This is a genomic window from Guptibacillus hwajinpoensis, from assembly GCF_020524165.1.
Taxonomy (GTDB): domain Bacteria; phylum Bacillota; class Bacilli; order Bacillales; family Guptibacillaceae; genus Guptibacillus; species Guptibacillus hwajinpoensis_D.
The window spans coordinates 473,170-491,493 of sequence record NZ_JAIVKU010000005.1 but is presented as its reverse complement, the minus strand read 5'-3'; the positions used below and the strand labels follow the sequence as shown (position 1 = coordinate 491,493).

The 18,324-nt window shown below is 38.6% G+C and carries 20 protein-coding genes; 11 read left to right on the top strand and 9 right to left on the bottom strand.

The features are described from left to right. The first annotated feature begins 175 nt into the window (after positions 1-175). From LC090_RS15565 to LC090_RS15520, 10 genes are all read left to right on the top strand, one after another. Positions 176-622 (top strand): hypothetical protein, encoded by a 447-nt coding sequence (locus tag LC090_RS15565; RefSeq protein WP_226658943.1) that lies wholly within the window; start codon positions 176-178, stop codon positions 620-622. Positions 623-845: 223 nt separating this feature from the next. Further along, a complete protein-coding gene (locus LC090_RS15560) occupies positions 846-1,544 on the top strand; it encodes a DUF421 domain-containing protein (protein WP_226658942.1) in 699 nt (232 codons plus the stop codon). Positions 1,545-2,011: 467 nt separating this feature from the next. After that, positions 2,012-2,755 carry a hypothetical protein gene (locus LC090_RS15555; protein ID WP_226658941.1) on the top strand — a complete coding sequence of 248 codons (744 nt, stop codon included), beginning with the start codon at positions 2,012-2,014 and terminating at the stop codon, positions 2,753-2,755. A gap of 217 nt (positions 2,756-2,972) precedes the next feature. Beyond that, positions 2,973-6,044 carry an McrB family protein gene (locus LC090_RS15550; RefSeq protein ID WP_226658940.1) on the top strand — a complete coding sequence of 1,024 codons (3,072 nt, stop codon included), beginning with the start codon at positions 2,973-2,975 and terminating at the stop codon, positions 6,042-6,044. Beyond that, the gene (locus tag LC090_RS15545) at positions 6,019-8,529 is read left to right on the top strand and encodes a restriction endonuclease-like protein (protein ID WP_226658939.1); all 2,511 of its coding nucleotides are present in this window, start codon (positions 6,019-6,021) and stop codon (positions 8,527-8,529) included. The genes LC090_RS15550 and LC090_RS15545 overlap by 26 nt, the downstream gene beginning before the upstream one ends. A gap of 80 nt (positions 8,530-8,609) precedes the next feature. Next, positions 8,610-8,933: a nucleoside triphosphate pyrophosphohydrolase gene (locus LC090_RS15540; RefSeq protein ID WP_226658938.1), complete on the top strand. Its 324-nt coding sequence runs from the start codon at positions 8,610-8,612 to the stop codon at positions 8,931-8,933. A gap of 232 nt (positions 8,934-9,165) precedes the next feature. Then, on the top strand, positions 9,166-10,302 hold the full coding sequence (locus LC090_RS15535) for a YHYH domain-containing protein (RefSeq protein WP_226658937.1): 1,137 nt from the start codon (positions 9,166-9,168) through the stop codon (positions 10,300-10,302). Continuing rightward, positions 10,292-10,915, top strand: coding sequence for a hypothetical protein (locus LC090_RS15530; RefSeq protein ID WP_226658936.1), 624 nt, complete (start codon positions 10,292-10,294; stop codon positions 10,913-10,915). Before LC090_RS15535 ends, LC090_RS15530 begins: the two co-directional genes overlap by 11 nt. Before the next feature lie 299 nt (positions 10,916-11,214). Beyond that, a complete protein-coding gene (locus tag LC090_RS15525) occupies positions 11,215-11,532 on the top strand; it encodes a topoisomerase DNA-binding C4 zinc finger domain-containing protein (protein ID WP_226658935.1) in 318 nt (105 codons plus the stop codon). A 113-nt stretch (positions 11,533-11,645) separates the two neighbouring features. Continuing rightward, a complete protein-coding gene (locus LC090_RS15520) occupies positions 11,646-12,581 on the top strand; it encodes a DNA/RNA non-specific endonuclease (RefSeq protein ID WP_226658934.1) in 936 nt (311 codons plus the stop codon). Positions 12,582-12,758: 177 nt separating this feature from the next. On the opposite strand, the gene LC090_RS15515 is transcribed toward LC090_RS15520, so the two are convergent. The 9 genes from LC090_RS15515 to LC090_RS15475 form a co-directional block, all read right to left on the bottom strand. Then, the gene (locus tag LC090_RS15515) at positions 12,759-13,340 is read right to left on the bottom strand and encodes a GNAT family N-acetyltransferase (protein ID WP_226658933.1); all 582 of its coding nucleotides are present in this window, start codon (positions 13,338-13,340) and stop codon (positions 12,759-12,761) included. A gap of 60 nt (positions 13,341-13,400) precedes the next feature. Further along, positions 13,401-13,790 (bottom strand): SRPBCC family protein, encoded by a 390-nt coding sequence (locus LC090_RS15510; RefSeq protein WP_226658932.1) that lies wholly within the window; start codon positions 13,788-13,790, stop codon positions 13,401-13,403. A gap of 18 nt (positions 13,791-13,808) precedes the next feature. Then, positions 13,809-14,255 (bottom strand): SRPBCC family protein, encoded by a 447-nt coding sequence (locus tag LC090_RS15505; protein WP_226658931.1) that lies wholly within the window; start codon positions 14,253-14,255, stop codon positions 13,809-13,811. After that, the gene (locus tag LC090_RS15500; protein WP_226658930.1) at positions 14,239-14,562 is read right to left on the bottom strand and encodes an ArsR/SmtB family transcription factor; all 324 of its coding nucleotides are present in this window, start codon (positions 14,560-14,562) and stop codon (positions 14,239-14,241) included. Before LC090_RS15500 ends, LC090_RS15505 begins: the two co-directional genes overlap by 17 nt. Positions 14,563-14,840: 278 nt before the next feature. After that, positions 14,841-15,323: a DUF4489 domain-containing protein gene (locus tag LC090_RS15495; RefSeq protein WP_226658929.1), complete on the bottom strand. Its 483-nt coding sequence runs from the start codon at positions 15,321-15,323 to the stop codon at positions 14,841-14,843. A gap of 28 nt (positions 15,324-15,351) precedes the next feature. After that, positions 15,352-15,945 (bottom strand): DUF4489 domain-containing protein, encoded by a 594-nt coding sequence (locus tag LC090_RS15490; protein WP_226658928.1) that lies wholly within the window; start codon positions 15,943-15,945, stop codon positions 15,352-15,354. Positions 15,946-15,966: 21 nt separating this feature from the next. Then, positions 15,967-16,446, bottom strand: coding sequence for a DUF4489 domain-containing protein (locus tag LC090_RS15485; protein WP_226658927.1), 480 nt, complete (start codon positions 16,444-16,446; stop codon positions 15,967-15,969). A 282-nt stretch (positions 16,447-16,728) separates the two neighbouring features. Continuing rightward, on the bottom strand, positions 16,729-17,055 hold the full coding sequence (locus tag LC090_RS15480; RefSeq protein ID WP_226658926.1) for an ArsR/SmtB family transcription factor: 327 nt from the start codon (positions 17,053-17,055) through the stop codon (positions 16,729-16,731). Beyond that, a complete protein-coding gene (locus LC090_RS15475; protein ID WP_226658925.1) occupies positions 17,055-17,483 on the bottom strand; it encodes an SRPBCC family protein in 429 nt (142 codons plus the stop codon). Before LC090_RS15475 ends, LC090_RS15480 begins: the two co-directional genes overlap by 1 nt. A 182-nt stretch (positions 17,484-17,665) precedes the next feature. Between LC090_RS15475 and LC090_RS15470 the strand changes: the two genes are divergently transcribed. Further along, complete coding sequence (locus LC090_RS15470; RefSeq protein ID WP_226658924.1) at positions 17,666-18,262, top strand: flavin reductase family protein; 597 nt, start codon at positions 17,666-17,668, stop codon at positions 18,260-18,262. The last annotated feature ends 62 nt before the right edge of the window (positions 18,263-18,324 follow it).

The window sequence follows — 18,324 nt, the reverse complement described above, 5'->3', positions numbered from 1 at the left end:
AAATTCTTGTTCTACAATAGGAGAATCGTCGTTTATACGATTCGTTATCAAAGTCCATTGGGAGGAGCAGAAATCAATTCTCTTTGTTTTTCCCTTTTCAAAATAGGTGCAGCATAGGTTTTTTTATAAAAATACCTTAAGTAAGGAATAGTAAGGATAAAAAAGGGGGGGTTTGATGCCGAATGCTATCAGGTTACTTCAACTAATACTCCCGTGGTTTTCGATCGTCTTCTATCCTAAAAAATCGTTAAGGAGATTTCTACCTGTATCTATTGTTGCATCGATGCTTGTCGTTGGCATGTGTATACTAGCTGTTCCTTACAAATGGTGGGAAGTCAAAGGTGGATTCAAAAGCAAAGTTTATAATGATTTGAGTTTTCTCGCAGGTCCATTCTTTGTAGGAACATTATGGATTTTCTATTTTACGTATGGTCATTTCAAACGCTACTTCCTCACTAATTTAGTATTTGATGGGCTGTTTTCTTTTCCGTTAGCTTACCTTTATCAAAAGTTAAAACTCTTTAAATTAGTGAATTTCAAGCCAGTTTACATCTTTCTTTCGTTCATGAGTTATTCCATTATCATTTACGGATTTGAACGGTTATTAAAGCAGGGGAGATAACCCAAATCTATTCTTGCTAAGAATAACTGTGAGTAAGTTCTCCTATAAGTAGGAGGGCTTTTTTCATTTGTCTCCATGTATCAATTGGTCAATCGACAACGTTCGAGCAAAATCGGGTGGTGACAGGCACTCCCTGCATAAACATGAAAGAAATAGAAAACATTAGAAGTTAATGTTATTCAATGCAGACGAACCACAACATACGGGAGAAAGGTGTTTTACGATGAGCATGCCAGAATTATTACTTCGGGTAACAATCACGTTCTTTGTCCTATTTCTCCTAGCGAGAATCGCAGGAAGAAAAGAAATCAGTCATCTGACGTTCTTCAATTGGGTATCTGCCGTAGCAATCGGATCACTCGCTGGGAATATCACGGTCAATCAAAATTTAAGTATTCTAAAAGGTGTGACCGTGCTCGTTGCATGGATATTCTTCACCCAATTCATTGGGTTTATCGATATTAAGTTCAAAGGGGCACGTAGGGTGATGACAGGGGAGCCGATCATCGTTATTCGAGAAGGGAAGATCATGGAACATTCTCTTCGTCAAACAAGTTTGGATATCGATACGTTACGAATGCTTCTAAGAGAAAAGGATGTCTTTCAACTATCAGAGGTCGAAATAGCTATATTTGAGATGGATGGAAAACTATCTGTTTTAAAAACCGATCCTCATCAGCCTGTGACGAGAAACGACATGAATGTTTTGAGTAAACCAAAACTGTTCCCGATCGCAACGGAGGTCATCTCTGATGGGGTGGTCAATGTAAAGAACCTAGTGATGTTGAATCGTGACCAGAAATGGTTAACTGAGCAAGTGCTACTAGCAGGTGCTACTTCTCCTTCTGAAGTGTTCTATGCAGAGGTACAGCAAGACGGCACGGTCTATGTGGATTTGAAGGATGATCAGCTTGTGCGTTAGGCGCTGCTTTGGCTGAATCAGTCCATCCATCATTTTTATAACCTTAAGACACAGGTTCGGTTTACGATCGGTCATGAAAAGCGTCTTGATGCATCAAGACGTTTTTCAGGGTTGCCTATTTTTCTGATAGTAATGAATGAATTTGAGTAAATGAGCGCAGCAAGTGTATTTAACTGGCTTGGTGATAAAGAGATCCATATTGAACTAGAATAAAGGGAATCTGGATTATCGAAAAATGAGAGGGCACATCATTCAGTAATCCCCCGCATTTTTGTTTTTCTCTGGGAGACAGACACCGAGTGAATGATTTCGTAGAAATGATTCACGTACCATAATACATTATTCCTTTCGGTTAATTCCAGATAATAGTAAAATAATAGAAGGAAACAGAAGAATTTACAATAGATCTGATTTTACATATCAAAAAAACCGACATAGTACATATGCATCATATTGGAGGGAGTTAAGTGGCCATTTCTAGTTATTCAAAATTTACTAACTTCAAAGAATCAATTCACTCTCTAACAGATCCTACTAATCAGGAAGAGCTAATGACCGAAACATTCTTACTAGAACGAGACGAGAAAAAGAACTTGGAAATGTATTATGCTCCGTTCGAACATGTGAATGAACATGCGAAAATCGTGATTGTCGGAATTACTCCTGGACTTCATCAGATGAAGAAATCATTTGAAACGGTTTGGAATAATGATAATGAAGAAATGCCAGATGAAGAAGTTTTACAAAAGGTGAAGAACCATTCCAGTTTCGAAGGTCCGATGAGGAAAAACCTGATTACGATGTTAGATGAATTGGAACTACATACATACTTAAACCTGAACTCTACAAGTGAGCTGTTTGGTCCCGCTAGTCATCTCGTCCAAACGACTTCAGTTCTTCCTTATCCAGTATTTTATAAAGGAAAGAACTTCAGTGGCGCCACCCCAAACATATTAAAAACGGAAGTATTACATAAATATGCATTGAACCATCTACCGACCGAGTTAGAGAAGTTAAACGATCCGTTGATTGTGCCTTTAGGTGTCAATGTAACGAAAGTACTTATGCATTTAGCTGAAAACAACTTGATTTCAGCCAATTCGATCGTAAACGGTTTTCCACATCCTTCGGGAGGAAATGGCCATCGTCATCGTCAGTTTGCAGAGAACAAAGAGGGAATGAAGGAAGTGATTCGACGGTATTTTAGCTAAGTAATAGGGATGTTTTTATGATTCCCTGTTTTAACAAAATAACTAGAATACTATGGAGAATAGTTAAAGAAAAGCGCAGGGAAATGTTGGAGTTTACCTTAGTATATCTGTTTATTGTGTAATCACGTTGTTTTAAAAAACAGAGTTGTTTAAGATAAAGTAAAAAAAGAGAGAGTCTCTCCATAGGGGAAATAGAAGCAAGTTGAGGTGATGAAATTTGTTTGAATTACTTTACAATCTCTACATACACCATGAAAAAGTCTATACTCTAACAAACAATAAACCAAATTACCTAAAGCCAGCAGATAACCAAGGAATATTGGTGAAAACTCAAGAAACAGAAAAGTTAGAAGAGAATTCACAATGGAAGTTAGTTTCGAAAAATATTATTCTATCAGCTACCACTGATCTTTTAACTCATAAACAAATTTTTCGTAACGATTTAAAAAAGTATGGCAGAACATCTTTTCTCCATTCTTTGTTAGCTCAGCTACCTTTTACAAAAGTAGAACGGAATAATGACAAATCAGTTGTGAATCTAATTGAATATACTACAGAGGAACTCCCAGAAGCTCAACTTAATCAAGTGATTATTTTTCTTGATGAAATTATTGCAGGTAAATATAATCCTCAACGTATTAGTAGTCAAATCTCGGAAGATAGTAAAAAACGTTTGAAGTCACGAGCAAGACAAGGTCTCAAAATCCTTGGATTTCTAGACTCTTCCTTCAATATGAATGAAGAAAGGCTCAGGAAATATGAGCAAGCTAATAGCAAGGTTAGCCTCATAAGGGACGGAATACTTAAGCATCGATACTTTAAATTGATTCTTGAACTTCTAAGATCCTCAAATTCATTCACTAAAGAAGAGAAGTTAGATTCTTTAGTAGAGTTAGGCATGCACATCGTTCGGAATTCACAAGGTGAAAACCTAATGAAAGAATCAGTAGCAAAGTACAGAACAAGAAATATCCTATCCTGGTTAGAGGAGGTCAACCTTATCGATTCTGATTGGAATGTTATTGATAGTAGTAGTTTCATACATAAGAAAGACGAATTTCAAAGGTTAAGACAAGACACTTTTCACTCAGTTATTATAAAACTCAGGAAAGAAAGAGCAAAACAACTTCGTAAATTGTTAGATAGTAAGAATCACATTTCATATGATGCCTTCAACAATGAAGTATGGAACTTAGGGCACGCTGTTTTAAATGGAGAGAAAGTCGATATATTTGAAGCCTTATCTATAAGAAATCACACCATTTTAAATCAGTTAGAAAGTGAACTGGAAAATGGCTCTTTAAAATATTTGGGTAACTCTATATGGGGATCTGGAAGTAGAGTGTTTGGCTCAGGTATAACTAGTCTTTCAGTAAATGAAAAGGAAAGTATTATACGGGACGCAGTCCAACTTCTGAATGATGAAGGTATGCAGCCAATCGAAAAGGCAGAGAGAATTGCTAGTTTGAAAGGGTTCGGGGAAAATAGCGCAACTGGACTTGTTATGGTCTTTCATCCTGATGAGTTTGGTATATACAATGTTCGATCAAAGGAAGCACTAAACAAACTAGGGTATGAACATCATGATTTAGAAAGTTTCCATCAACAGCTTTCTAACCTTAAAAATGATGTTGATGCTGACGATTATATTGAACTGGATTGGTTTCTCTATTGGATAAGTTTAGATACAGGGGAAGACCACGGTGACCACCAATACTGGTGGGTTAACCAAGGCCAAACACATCGTTCCGAGAAGCAAGGCGGATTTCTATGGGCTCCAAAGCAAAACAAACAAGGTAGGCCACTTAAACACCATGTTGACTTGCTAGAAGCTAAGGTAGAAGATCCAATATTCACTTATTCTTCTGGCGAGGTAAAAACAGTAGCGATTGTTCGTGAGCCTACAATTTCACAAGCTCAACCTGATACGATCTCTAATGGTATGTGGGAGAAGGAAGGGTATTATACTTCGGTAGATTACTACGATTTATCTCCTCCTATTGAAAAAGCAGAAGTGCCAGAAAAGTGGAGAATAGAAGAAGAGGGGCCGTTTGATCGTAATGGGAACGTGAAGCAGGGATATTTTTTCAATGTAACAGATGACTTTGCTACAAATCTATTTCATCGATTTAAAGAACGTTTTCCTGAAGAGGTTCATTCGTATTTTGAAGGTAAGGGAGAAATAGTAGAAATGACTGATTCAGAACTCGTTTCTCACATTGATTCCTACATAGCCAGTAAAGGCTTTTACTACGAAAAAGAAGAAGTAGAAAACCTTTTTCTATCATTAAAAACGAAGCCATTCGTCATTCTATCTGGAATCTCTGGTACGGGTAAAACTAAGATCGTTCAATGGTTTGCTGAAAGTGTAGGAGCGACAGAAAAAAATGGTCAATTCACTCTAATTCCAGTCCGACCTGACTGGAGTGATGGATCAGATCTATTAGGCTATGTTGATATTAAAGGTGAATTTCAAGAAGGTCCGTTAACTAGGGTGATTCGAGAAGCATCTATTCATAGAAACAAACCTTATTTTGTGTTACTAGATGAAATGAACCTCGCACGTGTTGAGTACTACTTTAGTGATATCCTCAGTGTTATGGAAAGTAAACGCTTGGAGAACGGAGAGCTTGTCACGTCCTCTATTTTGCCTGAAGAAACGATTGGAGAACACCTGGGGATTCCAGAGAACCTGTATTTTATAGGTACAGTTAACATGGATGAAACAACGCATCCCTTCAGTAAAAAGGTATTGGATCGTGCAAACACGATCGAGTTCAATCGAGTGAATTTAAATAACTTTTCTTTCTTTGAGAGTGTAGATGAGATAGAAAAGCTAGAAGTCAAAAATGAAGCGTTAAGTGGAGAATTTTTGCATTTAAAGGATGCGTATGAAGGAAATCAAGACATTGTACATAGAGCAACCAATCTCCTTGTAGCATTAAATCAAATACTCGAACAAATAGGTGCGCATGTTGGCTATCGTGTGCGTGATGAGGTTTGTTTTTATTGTATCTACAATGACCAGGCAGGTTTAATGACATTTAATAATGCCTTTGATTATCAGTTGCTGCAAAAAATTCTTCCGCGCCTTGCCGGAAGTGATGCTAGAGTATTACGCGTGTTAGAAGATCTTTATACATTTACTACAGGAAAGCGAGTTTCTGATGATCAGCTTGAAAATCTAGTGGAATCAGCAAAACAGGCAGCCTATCCGAAATCTGCTCATAAACTGCTTGAAATGATAAGGAGGTTCCGTGACGATGGCTTTACTTCCTTCTGGACTTAATCAAGAAGAAGTAGAACTAGTTGTGGTTGAAACGGGTGAACTTACCCTTTATTTAAAGGGGAAGCCTTATCATGAGCGTTACGAAACCCTCATGCAGTATCACGAGCGATCTTATTTCCAAGATGAAAAAATGCAGTTAGAGGTAACTGGAGAGAGGCTTCAGTCTGTACAAGTGTTTGATGTTCAGAAGGGAGAGCTTGTCGAAAAGGACGACCATGCCCCTATTTTCTTTGAGAATGTTGTTTATCAGCTCGTTGCTTTTTCGAAGCATGGAAAGTCACTCCGTTTCCATCATGAACATCCTCGCTTAAGACATGCAGTTAGTATGGTGAAGGCGGGGAGAGATCCAATTCTCATGGGGAACCTTCAGTTTCAAAACGAAGTAGGGTATTCCACATTTGAAATTTACGATGGGGAGAAGAAGCTACTTGAAGTAACGATTGAGGTATTTCCTTCAAAGCTAAATTATAAAGAAGATTATGATATGCTTCTAAAGGAAGTAAATGACGAGATCTATAATCTTGCTTATCATTTTGTGAAAAAGACGTACGTTGGAGCAGTTTCTAAAGTAGAAGAAAAGCCATCATTGGCTGAATTCTATCGTTTAATTCAAGCCCATTTTCAAGATTTTCTCCATGCTCTTAAGCGGATTGAAACACAGCCACATCATGAATTAATAACGATCCATGAGCATGTTCGAGGCGATCAGCTACGACGAGTTGATTCTAGAGGTAGGAGTTATTTAAGAAAAAAGCCGCATCTTTTGCAGGAGGTTCCAAAAGGGATTGAAATTGCAGGAAAGTCCTATATGCCATCTAAAGGCTTAGGTATGAAAAAAGTACTTTCTTATGACACCCATGAAAACCGATTTGTGAAGTGGATGATGAATCGATTGATCAACAAGCTAGACGAATTAAGAAAGAAAGTGGCTGACCCTGGATGGAGAAAAGCAGAGGTTGATGAAACTTTACTATGCCAAGTCGATGGAATGAAAAAGGAATTGGAAAGGAAGCTACGCTCGACTTTTTGGAGAGAAGTCGGGGAGCTTGATCGTTCGGTTATGAGCTTAGTCTTACAAGTGGCGCCAGGGTACCGAGAATCTTATAAAATTTTTTTGATTTTATCGCGTGGGTTAGCCCTTGAAGGCAGGATTTATCAAATGTCTGTTAAAGATGTCGCTCTTCTTTACGAGTACTGGACCTTCTTAAAGCTCGGACAAATGTTAAGTAAGAAGTACATACCAGTTAAGCAGGATATTATTAAAGTGGATCGCGATGGTTTGTTTGTAAATCTTGTGAAGGATAAGTCAGCACGTCGAGAGTTTAAACATCCATTAACGAATGAAAAGATTATTCTGGAATTCCAGATGAAGGACGGGAATTTACCTACAGTGACTCAAATGCCCGATACTGTTCTTAAAATCGAGAAAAAAGGGAAAAATCATCACTATCATTATATCTTTGATGCGAAGTACCGAGTTGATTTTGCTGTGGAAGGAAGCTATTACTCGAGTAAATATAAGACGCCTGGTCCACTCGAAGAAGACATCAATACCATGCATCGTTATCGTGATGCCCTTGTTGTTCAAGAGGAAGGTCCATATGAACGATATGCATTTGGTGCTTATGTCTTATTTCCATGGTTTGAAGAAGAAACGTATAAACAACATGACTTCTATAAAAGCATTAACAAAGTCAATATCGGGGCACTGCCATTTTTACCACAATCAACTCGCTTAGTAGAACAGTTTATCGAGCATCTCATTGAAAAAAGTCCAGAAGAGATCCAACAAGAAGGGATCCTTCCTAAAGGATCGATCCAGGAGTGGAAGTCTTCTCTTGAAGAAAAAGTCCTTATAGGAATAGTACCGAGAGAACAGAACTACCAGGCTCACCTTCAGAATCGCTTCTATCATATCCCAGTCAACCAGTTAAAGAAAGGCTGGCAGGAGGCAACGTATATTGCACTATATCCTAAAAAGGGTGCAGCAAAGACAAACGGTGTCACCTGCTACGGTAAAATCATTAATGTGAAGTTCCTTAAGCGATATGAAATTCATGAGCTTCCGAAAAATAGCTCGGATGAATATGTTCGATTTGAAGTAGACGCTTGGAACATGCTCGATAGGGTTATTCGACCCGTTGGTTACGGCATTTCTGTTTATGCTTTATCTACATTTAATTTACTAAAGCAGTCGAGAGAACTTCCAGAGTTGTTTATGAAAACAAAAGAAGAAATAACTCTGTGGAGGATGTTGAGAAGGTTTTCTAATCAAGTAAGAACTGAGTTAGATAGTACTCATTTAGATAAGGCCACGGGAATAAAAGCTTATAGGATGAGACATATTAGACTTTCTATTGACCAGAACAAAGATTTATTGATAATTGAATCTTCAAATGAGGTTAGAAAAATACAATTAAAATGGTTAACTCAAAATCCTGCAACTGTATTTAAGAAGGTTTCTGAGATGCTATCTCTAAAGTAGATTAATCTAGCAATTCCTTTCCAATTTAGATTGTCTTATATTATTATTAAATTAACTGACAATTCAAAGGGGAGAAGGGAATGCCTACCTACAATAAGCTGGTGAGAGATCGTATTCCAGAAATCATTCGTACGAATGGTAATAAGTGCAGTACCGTAATTCTGGACGAAGCTGAGTATAAAAAAGAACTGCAGCTAAAGTTAAAAGAAGAGCTACAGGAGTATCTTGAAGCTCAGGAAGATAGTCATGCGGTTGAAGAACTTGCGGATATGCTTGAGTTGATCTATTCATTAGTTGAGGTGCATCATTCTTCGAGTGAAGAATTGGAAGAAGTGCGTAGGGAGAAGAGAGAAATTCGTGGTGGGTTTGATGAGCGGGTTTATTTGATTGATGTGGAGGATTAGAGTGATTTTGGAGTAAATAGGTTACATGAGCACTTTTAGAGGAAGGCGAGATGATATCTCGTCTTTTTTTGATTTGTTATTACTAATTAAAGTTAAATCGTAGTATTGGCTAAATTCACAAAAGTAAACTATCATCCAAAAAATCTCATAATTACAACATTATTATAACTGTTGTAATTACTTGGTAAAGATTGTTTAATAGATATAGATTTCATAAGGGGGAATTTTCATCATGAAAACAAATTGGATTGGGCTTGGTCTAGTCATATTGTTGCTAATCACCCAGCCTATATCTGCATTTGCACATTCGGGGAGAACTGATTCAAGCGGAGGTCATAACTGTTCTCAAAAATCAATCGACAAAGGTTTGTGCACAGGCTATCACAATCATAACAGTGGAAATAGCGGTTCCAGCAGTTCATCGAGTAGTTCTTCAAGTAATTCGTCAAGTAACTCATCAAGTGGATCTTCAACAAGTTCCCAATCTTCAAACTCATCTACTGGAAGCTCATCAAACAGTAGTAGTTCTTCTCAATCAGAGAAGCCAGCTCCAAAACCAGAGCCAAAAATAGATGAAAAACAAGTTAAAGCAGATGAGTACACTTCTGTAGCAAAAAGCCTAGTAAAAGAAGAAAAGTATGAAGAAGCATTACAAGAAATTGAAAAGGTTTACGACCTTGATAAGGATACAGCTACTATCGATTCATTTGTTGCTTCAACGGTTAGTAGTATGTATTCTAACGCTGAAAATGCTTTGAAAGATAAAGAGTATGACGAGGCTAAAAAAGAAGCGAATAAGATTCTTGAATATGATCGGGCAAGTGAAAAAGTTGTGACCGAAACTGAAGAATTAATTTCAAAAATAGAAACCGAAGAGAAGTATGAAGAAGCAATTGAACGAGCTGAAAATAAATTAGATGAAAAAGCATTTAGAGAAGTTTTTGAAAGTCTAGAAGAAGCTGAAGAAGTTAAGGAGTCAGATAAGACAGAACAAATAAGAGAGCAAACGATCCAAAAGCTAGAAAAAGACGCTAAGAAACTTTACAACAACGCAAAATTAAAACAGGCAAAAGCACAGTATAACCTTTTGTTTGAAGTAAACAAAAAAGATGTTTACCAGGACATGATTACTGAGATAGAGGGAGAGGAGCGTCTTGTGGATACATATGGATTAGATGTTCCTGATAAACAAGGAGATTCTATTTCTTTATATGACCATTTGCAAATTGAAGAAAATGAAACTCCTTATCAAGAAAAAGTAGTCGATAAGCTAGAAAGTCTAGTAGGGAATGCGAAGGATCACGTTATCTTTATATTTGAAAAGTCGATAACAGAGCTATTTAATGGTGGTGAAAAGGATGCGGCATAGATCAGAACAACGAGGAAATAAACGGTTTTATCAAAAAGCCTGGTTTATGTGGGTTTTTCTTATTATTTTTCCACCGGTAGGGATCTTCTTATTGTGGAAGCATAAAATATTTAAAAAACCGACACGATTTATTTTGACAACAGTGGGCGTCCTTTTTTTTGCTTCACCGTTCTTTCTTGGAACAAATCTAACTATACCATTGTTTAATAATCACGAAGAGTTTGTAGAAGCATATCAAGCAGAGGCTAAAGAAGTTGATGTACCTTTTGAATTTAAGCAAGAAGAAGAAACAGATCATTCAATCACATCAAAACTTAGCGATGATCTTACTATCATTGAAAATAAAGATGATACAGGACAAATTCATGAAGTCGTTTTAGTAGGTCAGGGCGAAGGATCGGATATTGTCTTAGCAATGGGGCTTACCATTGGCCTAGCTAACGAAGACCAATCTACCGACGAAGTAAAAGAAATAATGAATGAATTAAAATTATTTGATGAAAACTATGATTTTGAAAACAATGAAACAACTGTTGAGCGTGATACAATTCGATATAATATGAAATACAAACAATCGGAAGGTTTGTTATTGACAGTATCAAAAGTGAATTAAATTATTGAAATGTTTTTGGGAAGTTAAACCCTTGAATGGAATAGTCATTCGAGGGGTTTTTTAATGAAAAAGATAAACATAATGATTATTGGTCAAAAATTGATAATAATTATCTATTAAGCCCTAAACTTTGCTCCTATCCAAGCCGATCGAAATAAATGTAGGTTATCAATATAGTTAGATAGGTGCAAAAAACATGTCATTGATCTTTTTTCTATTATTTATGGGCGGTCTTATATTTCTTATCCGTAAGTTCATTCTTATTCACCAACCGTTCTGAGCTAAATCTTAAGGGGCCTTTGCAAAATAGTGATGTGATTCATCCAGAGGATTTGAAACGGATTGTTGTTAAGTATTCTGGTGATGTCCTTCCTTTGTTTTCACAACAGGAAATTCGTGTGAAGCTAAAGGTGGTGCTTGAAAAGCGAGATAAGGAAAACATCAAGGAAGTGCAACGGGCGCACATTGATGGGATCCAGAGGCAGAAAGAGATCAATCAGACGAAGGTGAATGAGAATATTTGCCCGAAGTGTGACGAGAAGCTGGTGCACCGAACGGGAAAGAGGGGCGAGTTTCTTGGGTGCTCTAGTTTTCCAAAGTGTCGGTTTGTGGCGTAAGAGATGAAGCGTGAAAAATGGGTTTAATATACTCTTTCTTTTAATTTTTTTATAGTAGTACCGTTAATATATGTTAACAATACGAAATTTCCCTATTATAGGAGGGTTCTAATATGAAAAAGAAAATGAACTATTTCTTCTTACTTTTAACTATTTTTATAGTCGGTTGTACGAACTTAGAAGAGGCATCCAATAAAGATGCAGAGACAGATACACAAGAAGTAAGTACAGTTAAAACAAATGAAAATAGTGAAAAAGAAGAAACGAACACTACGGTTGTTGATGAACCAGTAGTAGAGGAAACATCAGAACCACCAAATAATGAACAGTTCTCAGAATACAAACTTATTGAAGTTGATGGTGGTGATTTGTCTGGACATCGAGAACCTAACGTCGTCGTTGATATAGGTTACGGTGACCGTGAATATTGGGCATTTACGAATGAATACGGACAACTCGTACGTGTCGTTGCTGACGAAATCATTCTACAAGATGATCGTAACGAACCTGTATTATCGTCTGGCAGGTACTATTCTGATGAGGCCAAGGTTCCGGGTGTCGAAAGTGACGTTTTAGATGAAGGACATATTATTGCTGATTCTCTCGGAGGGGTATCGAATGCTTATAACATTACCCCACAAGAGAGTACACTCAACCGACATGGTGATCAAGCTTATATGGAAGACGCGATCCGTAGCGCAGGTGAAGCTACTGATTTTGAAGCCATTATCACCTATTCGGATACGGAAAAGCAGATACCTTCAAGTTATCAGTACACGTATACGTTGAACGGAAATGAGATCGTTGATACATTTGACAATGTGAACCCTGATGAAGTCAACGCATCGCTCGGTTTAACTGAGAGCGAGCCTGACGATTCAACTCTTTCAGACACAGAGGGTGATATTTCAAGTATTGATACAAACGGTAATGGGCAAGTGACTATTAAAGAAGCAGAGGAAGCAGGTTTCAGTATGCCGATAATGAGTGATCATTGGTTATATCCTTATATGCGTGATAACGATAACGACGGTATGGTAGGTGAATAAGAGTCTAGATCTCTGAAGCCAAATGAATTAATAATAGAACGTTTTATTGGTAAACTATTTATATATTTTGCGAATTGGTGGCAGTAAAGGCATCGCTGGGACGTTTCTTATGATTCGATATTTCGATATAAAGTGAAAAGGAGCATTCATTATTCCAATAATGAATGCTCCTTTTCTTTAGGTGATGGAATCAGCGGAACCGTCCCGGCGATGCACTTCGGACTTTAGGATCGCATATTGGTATTCATCGACCCATTGTCCTTTACACATATAGTTTTGCATTAGATGGCCTTCACGCCGCATCCCTACACGCTCAAGCAATGCGATCGATTTGTCGTTGCGAACATCCGAAAATGCAATGACTTTGTGCTTTCCTAGTGTTTTAAAGATATAGTGCAATAAACCATGAACCGCCTCACTTGCATACCCTTTACCCTGATGGTCTTTAGAGAGAGTGAACCCAATTTCTACGATTCTAGGCTCATCTAAAAGCGTATGTAATGCGCAATCTCCAATTAATTGATTTGTCTCTGTTAGAGCAATGGCGAACTGAAACCAGGTACCTGGTAGATCAGGGTGATGTGTGCTTTGATTCTTCACAAACGCTTCTGCTTCGTGATACTGATAATCCTGCCACGACTGAAATTTAGCAACTTCGGGATCGGCGCGATACAAGTGAAAGGATTCAATATCAGACACATGAAATCTTCTTAATGTCAGTCGGTTTGTTGTTGCGAAAACCTGATTGGTTTCTTTCATTCGTTATACCTCCAAAAGCGGGGGCAAGTAAGTACTTGACCCCTATCTCTTTGATCGATATTAATCTAAATAAGTCCTTAATGGATTCCAATAGTTTTCCGTCCATCCTCCTGTTAGATGTTCAGCTTGTCCTTCTGGGAAACCGGTATGATCAAAGACAAGGAGCGTTTCAGATCCTTGTTGTTTCAGTTCAAACTTTGCGATTGAATATACGCCTTCGTCCCAGTTTCCAGCACGCCATGCTTGAACGATACGCTCATTTGGAACAAGCTCAATCATTCTTCCTGTGATCATGCCTCCGAAGCAGGAGAATGATCCTCCAGCTTCTGCTTGGATGTCCGTGGGAGCTCCGCCGGACATTTCACTGAACTGTTTTGAATCGGTAAGGGATTGATAGAGACGTTCGGGTGTTGTTTGAAATGTGATTTCTTCATGAATAGTAGTAGACATTATGATTCCTCCAATAAATTATTTAGTTATTGACCACGGATCGACACCAGGGTCATTTCCTTCAGCAAGAAGTTTCATACGCTCCATATAGTGCGTCCATCCTTTGTTATTCGATGTTGCTTTTTCTTCAGGTAAATCATAGTGAGTCAATATGAGAAGCGTTCCGTTCTCCTTCGGTGTGAGGAGGAATTCGACGGTGCTTGAGCCAGGTGGCATGATATCTGAACCTTCCCATCCCCAGGTCATGACGACTTTTTCATCCGGGATGATTTCTTTGTATTCCCCCAAGGCAATGTTTTCACCGTTGATATCGATGCGGTATTTTCCGCCAATTTTCGGTTCGAGCAAGATCTGTCTCCCCATCCAACGAACCATCTTGTCAGGATCGATGAAAAATGAGAAGAGAGTGCTTGGGCGACACTCTATGAAAATTTCTTTGCGAAGTGTTTCAGTCGTTTGACTCATGATTTCTCCTTTCCTCTTCTTCAGCTGCCTCCTTCAAGCTGAGTAAGCTAGTGTCCCAGAATTGATCGATGAATTTCACTAACTCTTCAAAACCATCTCTTCTAATGCGGTAGTAGCGTTTCGTTCCTGCTTTTCTCATAGCAACAAGTCCAGATTGCTCTAATACCTTTAAATGCTGAGAAATGGCAGGAGCGGAGAGCTCGAATTTAGACGCGATTTCACTTGAAGTGAGCTCTCCATTACGTAGAACGGATAGAATGTCACGACGTGTCGGCACGGATAAAGAATGAATGGCTTTTTGTATCATACACTTAATTTAGCATGTACTTAATTAAGTGTCAACTTAAATAAAGAGGGGAGCGGAATTTCACATTGCATTTCCGTCCTATTATTTGAACGTACGATTGATTTCATGCTTCACTCTTCTTTATTCGATGGGAGGTTAAGGGGGTGACCTTCTCTACTTGGGGAGTGCATCGCTTGTGCATCGCTGGGACGGTTCTTATGATTCGATATTTCGATATAAAGTGAGAAGGAGCATTCATTATTCCAATAATGAATGCTCCTATTATTTATGAGATGGAATCAACAGAACCGTCCCGGCAATTCCGAAGACCCACAACTAACAATAGCAGAAACTTCCTGCCTACTTAAATCAAACGTCGTATTAATCGTCGTTACGCTAGAGATTTGATATTCATAAGTGAGTTTGCCGCAGTTATCGCTCAGGCAATCACAAAAGTTAAGAACTAATGGCTCGATTGTCCTGGTATTTGGAACGGGGGTGGGGATGTTTTCAGCTAATTGATAAGTCCACTCTTCTAGTATCGTTTCTTTCGTTTGGTTAGCTATACGTACTAACCTTAATTCAATAATGAGAGTCGCATTAAAGCCTGTCGTTTGGAATGATAGATTTTGTGAGGAATTCAAGAGAACACATGGCATTTTCGAGTTTTGGGGATTCACTGTAACTTTCGCTATTGTGATGGGCTTATCGATTTTTACGAGAGAGTTGATTGGAAAGACTTTTCCGCATACTAAAAAAGGGTGGCACGTTTTATCGTGCATTCTTCATGCTCCTTTCTTTACCTAATTCTTAAAGCAATCCGTCTGGTCCTTTGAAAACTTGAGCCGTCATGCTTTTGTTCGTGATGTTATAAGACGATTGTTCGGAGAGGTTAACCTCAACCAAATTAACTGTATACGTGAATGGATCACCTTTCACGGGGATGCTTTCACAAAAGTCATAAACAACGGGCTCTTTAATCTCTGTATCACTAACAAATTCCCTCAGGAATGGCCATTCTCTTAGAACTTTTGTCGTGTTGTGTTTATGAGAGGATCTTACCAATTGAAAAACTAAATGATTAAATCGTTTTTCTCGTAAAGTGGAAGTGACAAAGCCGGAGAAGTCAATGAATATCCTAAGATTACTGACTCCTTCTGTATGAACGTTTGCTTGCGTTAAGACGATTGGTGGATCTTTCTTGCTAAGGTGTTGAGGTAATACAGGGTTAAAGACTTTCCCACATATCACGAATGGAACAAATTTTTTAGGCTTCACTCTATGACATGTCCGATTAGGTGAACGGCTAAAAGGAGTATGGTTGAGATTCTTGCCTGCTGTGTTTCTGTCATGTTTTTGCTTCATGTACCTTCGGGGATTAGCTGCAGGACGGCGCTTGTTCATGATGAAACCTCCTTTTTTCCTTCATTGAACTTCACCCTGAATCACGGTAGCGGTGATGAGTTGATTTGTAATAGCAAAATTTTTGACACTGTTTGTATCAATTTGGACAATCTCAAGCTTGTAGATGATATCTTCGTCCTTTTCACAATCCAAACAATCGCAGAATGTAAGAACAGTTGGTTGCTTGGTATCCACCGTTGTGACCTCGAATACCTCTAACGAATCGAAGCCAAAATCCCATTCTTCGAGTATTTGTGCCTTTTCATTCGAGTTCGTTTCTTTAACAAGTCGATAAGTAAGAGTGAGTTTTGGATTTAAACCTAGGAATGATAAGGTAATAAACTCGGAATACTTCACGAGGATACATGGTTTGGATCGATTCTTTGGATTTACACGAACTTCTGCTAATAAGATGGGTGGTTCATAGGGCCTTAATTGGTCAGGCAACTCTGGTTCAAAGACCTTTCCACATTTCACAAAAGGAAATTCTACCTTTTTCATTTTTTCCTCCTATACTGTTTAGTCGTAATAAGAAATGGTCATGCCTTGTACTAGTGTATGCAGGTGAGTTAAACCTGTTTGGGGGAGGTTTTGCTGAGTTACTTTATCTTCAAAAAAAGACTTTCCATTTAGAGTAATCAAGCGAGGAAACGAATCGGCATAACCGTCCCGCCGATTCCATAGGTTAACGGATCATGATTTGCTAACTTAAAACGCCTTTCTTAATGATTGTTCATTAAGAAAGGCGTTTTTCTAGCTGGAGAAAACATGAAGGTGCTAAGGCTATTCTTCACCATCATCCTCCACCATATGCCTCAGCATACTAAGCTTATTATCCCAAAACTGCTCAAAATACGAGACCCATTCTTTCACTTCTGCTAACTGCTCGGGTTGAAGGGAGTAAATTTTGCTACGACCGGCTTTCCGATCACTTACCAGGTTCGCATCCGATAACACATTCAGGTGCTTTACGATCGCAGTTCGACTAATCGAGAAGTGCTCACTAATTTCTTTAATCGAAGCATCATTTTTAGCGAGGAGCATGAGCATTTCTCTTCTTGAGGAATCAGCGATGGCCTGATAGACATCATGCTTTGGTGCTGCGGACATTAGGCTTCCACAACCTTACGCAATCGTTCGTTGACGATGCTTTCCCAGCCGTTGTTCATCGTATTGCGGGCGTCTTGCTGCGTCTTATCGGTTGGTTTCATGATTTCATCTGGATGACCCCAGCCATCGTGAATGAGTGTGAATACCGTTTTGTTCTCCACTTCTTCTAACAAAAAGTGAATCACCCAGCCCTGATTTCCCCATGAAAAGGAGAGTTCTTTGGGTGGATTCACCGTTAAGACTTTACAAGGGGAGGTTTCAAAGGGGGTTTCTAGTTTAAATTCGTGCCCTTCCACAGGCTCGAAGTCATTTGGCATAAACCATTCCGCCATGCCTTCTGAAGAAGAAACAGCTTTCCAGACCTTTTCTATCGACGCTTGAAAGGTTACTTGCTTTTTGATTTGTGGTACTTTGTTTGTTTCACTCATATGGATCCTCCTTGATATGACACCATTCGGTTTTATATAGATTATAACACCTTTTGGTTATATATCAAGTTGAGGAAGTGATAGTTAGTTACTTGCTTAATACCATTGTCATTCGTTTCATAGGAGTTCATATAGGGAAATAATGATGACAGTCATGATAAGTATTTAGAGGAGTGAAACCAATGGACTTAACCCCTTCCGACCTAAAAACAAAAGATATCTACAAACTACTAACCGGTTCCGTAGTTCCAAGACCGATCGCCTGGGTATCAACCGTGTCAGAAGACGGCGTACTTAACTTAGCGCCATTTAGTTTCTTTACCGTTGCTTCCACGAAACCTGCCATTCTTGCAATATCCATTGGTCAGGGGTCAGGTGAGAGACTGGGTGCGGAGAAGGATACGCTCGCAAATATCCGATCGCAAGAAGAATTTGTGATCAATGTGGTGTCGAGCTCGCTTGGAAACGAAATGCAAAAAAGTGCAGAAAACCTTCCGGCTGAAGTGGATGAATTTCAATATGCTGGTTTAACACCTGTTGACAGTGTAACGGTAAAACCGAAGCGGGTGAAAGAGGCTTTGATTCATATGGAATGCAAGCTCCATCAAATCCTTCCGCTTGGTTCGAATGCGCTAGTTTTAGGTGAGATGACGCACTATCATATTCAGGATGAGGTGTATCTAGGAAACTATAAAGTGGATCTCGAAAAGCTATCTCCTCTTGGTAGGCTTGCGGGGAACTATAGTGAGAGTAAGGAGTTTTTTACGTTACCGAGATGAGGTCAGCAAAGTTTCTTTCATCAACCTGCTTTCTAACTTGAGTCCCTGCAGCATACTTTAAA

Bases quoted from the DNA above. Each gene is read 5' to 3' on its own strand.
- LC090_RS15480 (WP_226658926.1), bottom strand. From the start codon at position 17,055: ATGTCCGCAGCACCAAAGCATGATGTCTATCAGGCCATCGCTGATTCC.
- LC090_RS15520 (WP_226658934.1), top strand. From the start codon at position 11,646: ATGAAAAAGAAAATGAACTATTTCTTCTTACTTTTAACTATTTTTATA.
- LC090_RS15510 (WP_226658932.1), bottom strand. From the start codon at position 13,790: ATGTCTACTACTATTCATGAAGAAATCACATTTCAAACAACACCCGAA.
- LC090_RS15565 (WP_226658943.1), top strand. From the start codon at position 176: ATGCCGAATGCTATCAGGTTACTTCAACTAATACTCCCGTGGTTTTCG.
- LC090_RS15515 (WP_226658933.1), bottom strand. From the start codon at position 13,340: ATGAAAGAAACCAATCAGGTTTTCGCAACAACAAACCGACTGACATTA.
- LC090_RS15475 (WP_226658925.1), bottom strand. From the start codon at position 17,483: ATGAGTGAAACAAACAAAGTACCACAAATCAAAAAGCAAGTAACCTTT.
- LC090_RS15545 (WP_226658939.1), top strand. From the start codon at position 6,019: ATGGCTTTACTTCCTTCTGGACTTAATCAAGAAGAAGTAGAACTAGTT.
- LC090_RS15530 (WP_226658936.1), top strand. From the start codon at position 10,292: ATGCGGCATAGATCAGAACAACGAGGAAATAAACGGTTTTATCAAAAA.
- LC090_RS15540 (WP_226658938.1), top strand. From the start codon at position 8,610: ATGCCTACCTACAATAAGCTGGTGAGAGATCGTATTCCAGAAATCATT.
- LC090_RS15560 (WP_226658942.1), top strand. From the start codon at position 846: ATGAGCATGCCAGAATTATTACTTCGGGTAACAATCACGTTCTTTGTC.
- LC090_RS15535 (WP_226658937.1), top strand. From the start codon at position 9,166: ATGAAAACAAATTGGATTGGGCTTGGTCTAGTCATATTGTTGCTAATC.
- LC090_RS15500 (WP_226658930.1), bottom strand. From the start codon at position 14,562: ATGATACAAAAAGCCATTCATTCTTTATCCGTGCCGACACGTCGTGAC.
- LC090_RS15505 (WP_226658931.1), bottom strand. From the start codon at position 14,255: ATGAGTCAAACGACTGAAACACTTCGCAAAGAAATTTTCATAGAGTGT.
- LC090_RS15470 (WP_226658924.1), top strand. From the start codon at position 17,666: ATGGACTTAACCCCTTCCGACCTAAAAACAAAAGATATCTACAAACTA.
- LC090_RS15490 (WP_226658928.1), bottom strand. From the start codon at position 15,945: ATGAACAAGCGCCGTCCTGCAGCTAATCCCCGAAGGTACATGAAGCAA.
- LC090_RS15495 (WP_226658929.1), bottom strand. From the start codon at position 15,323: ATGCACGATAAAACGTGCCACCCTTTTTTAGTATGCGGAAAAGTCTTT.
- LC090_RS15485 (WP_226658927.1), bottom strand. From the start codon at position 16,446: ATGAAAAAGGTAGAATTTCCTTTTGTGAAATGTGGAAAGGTCTTTGAA.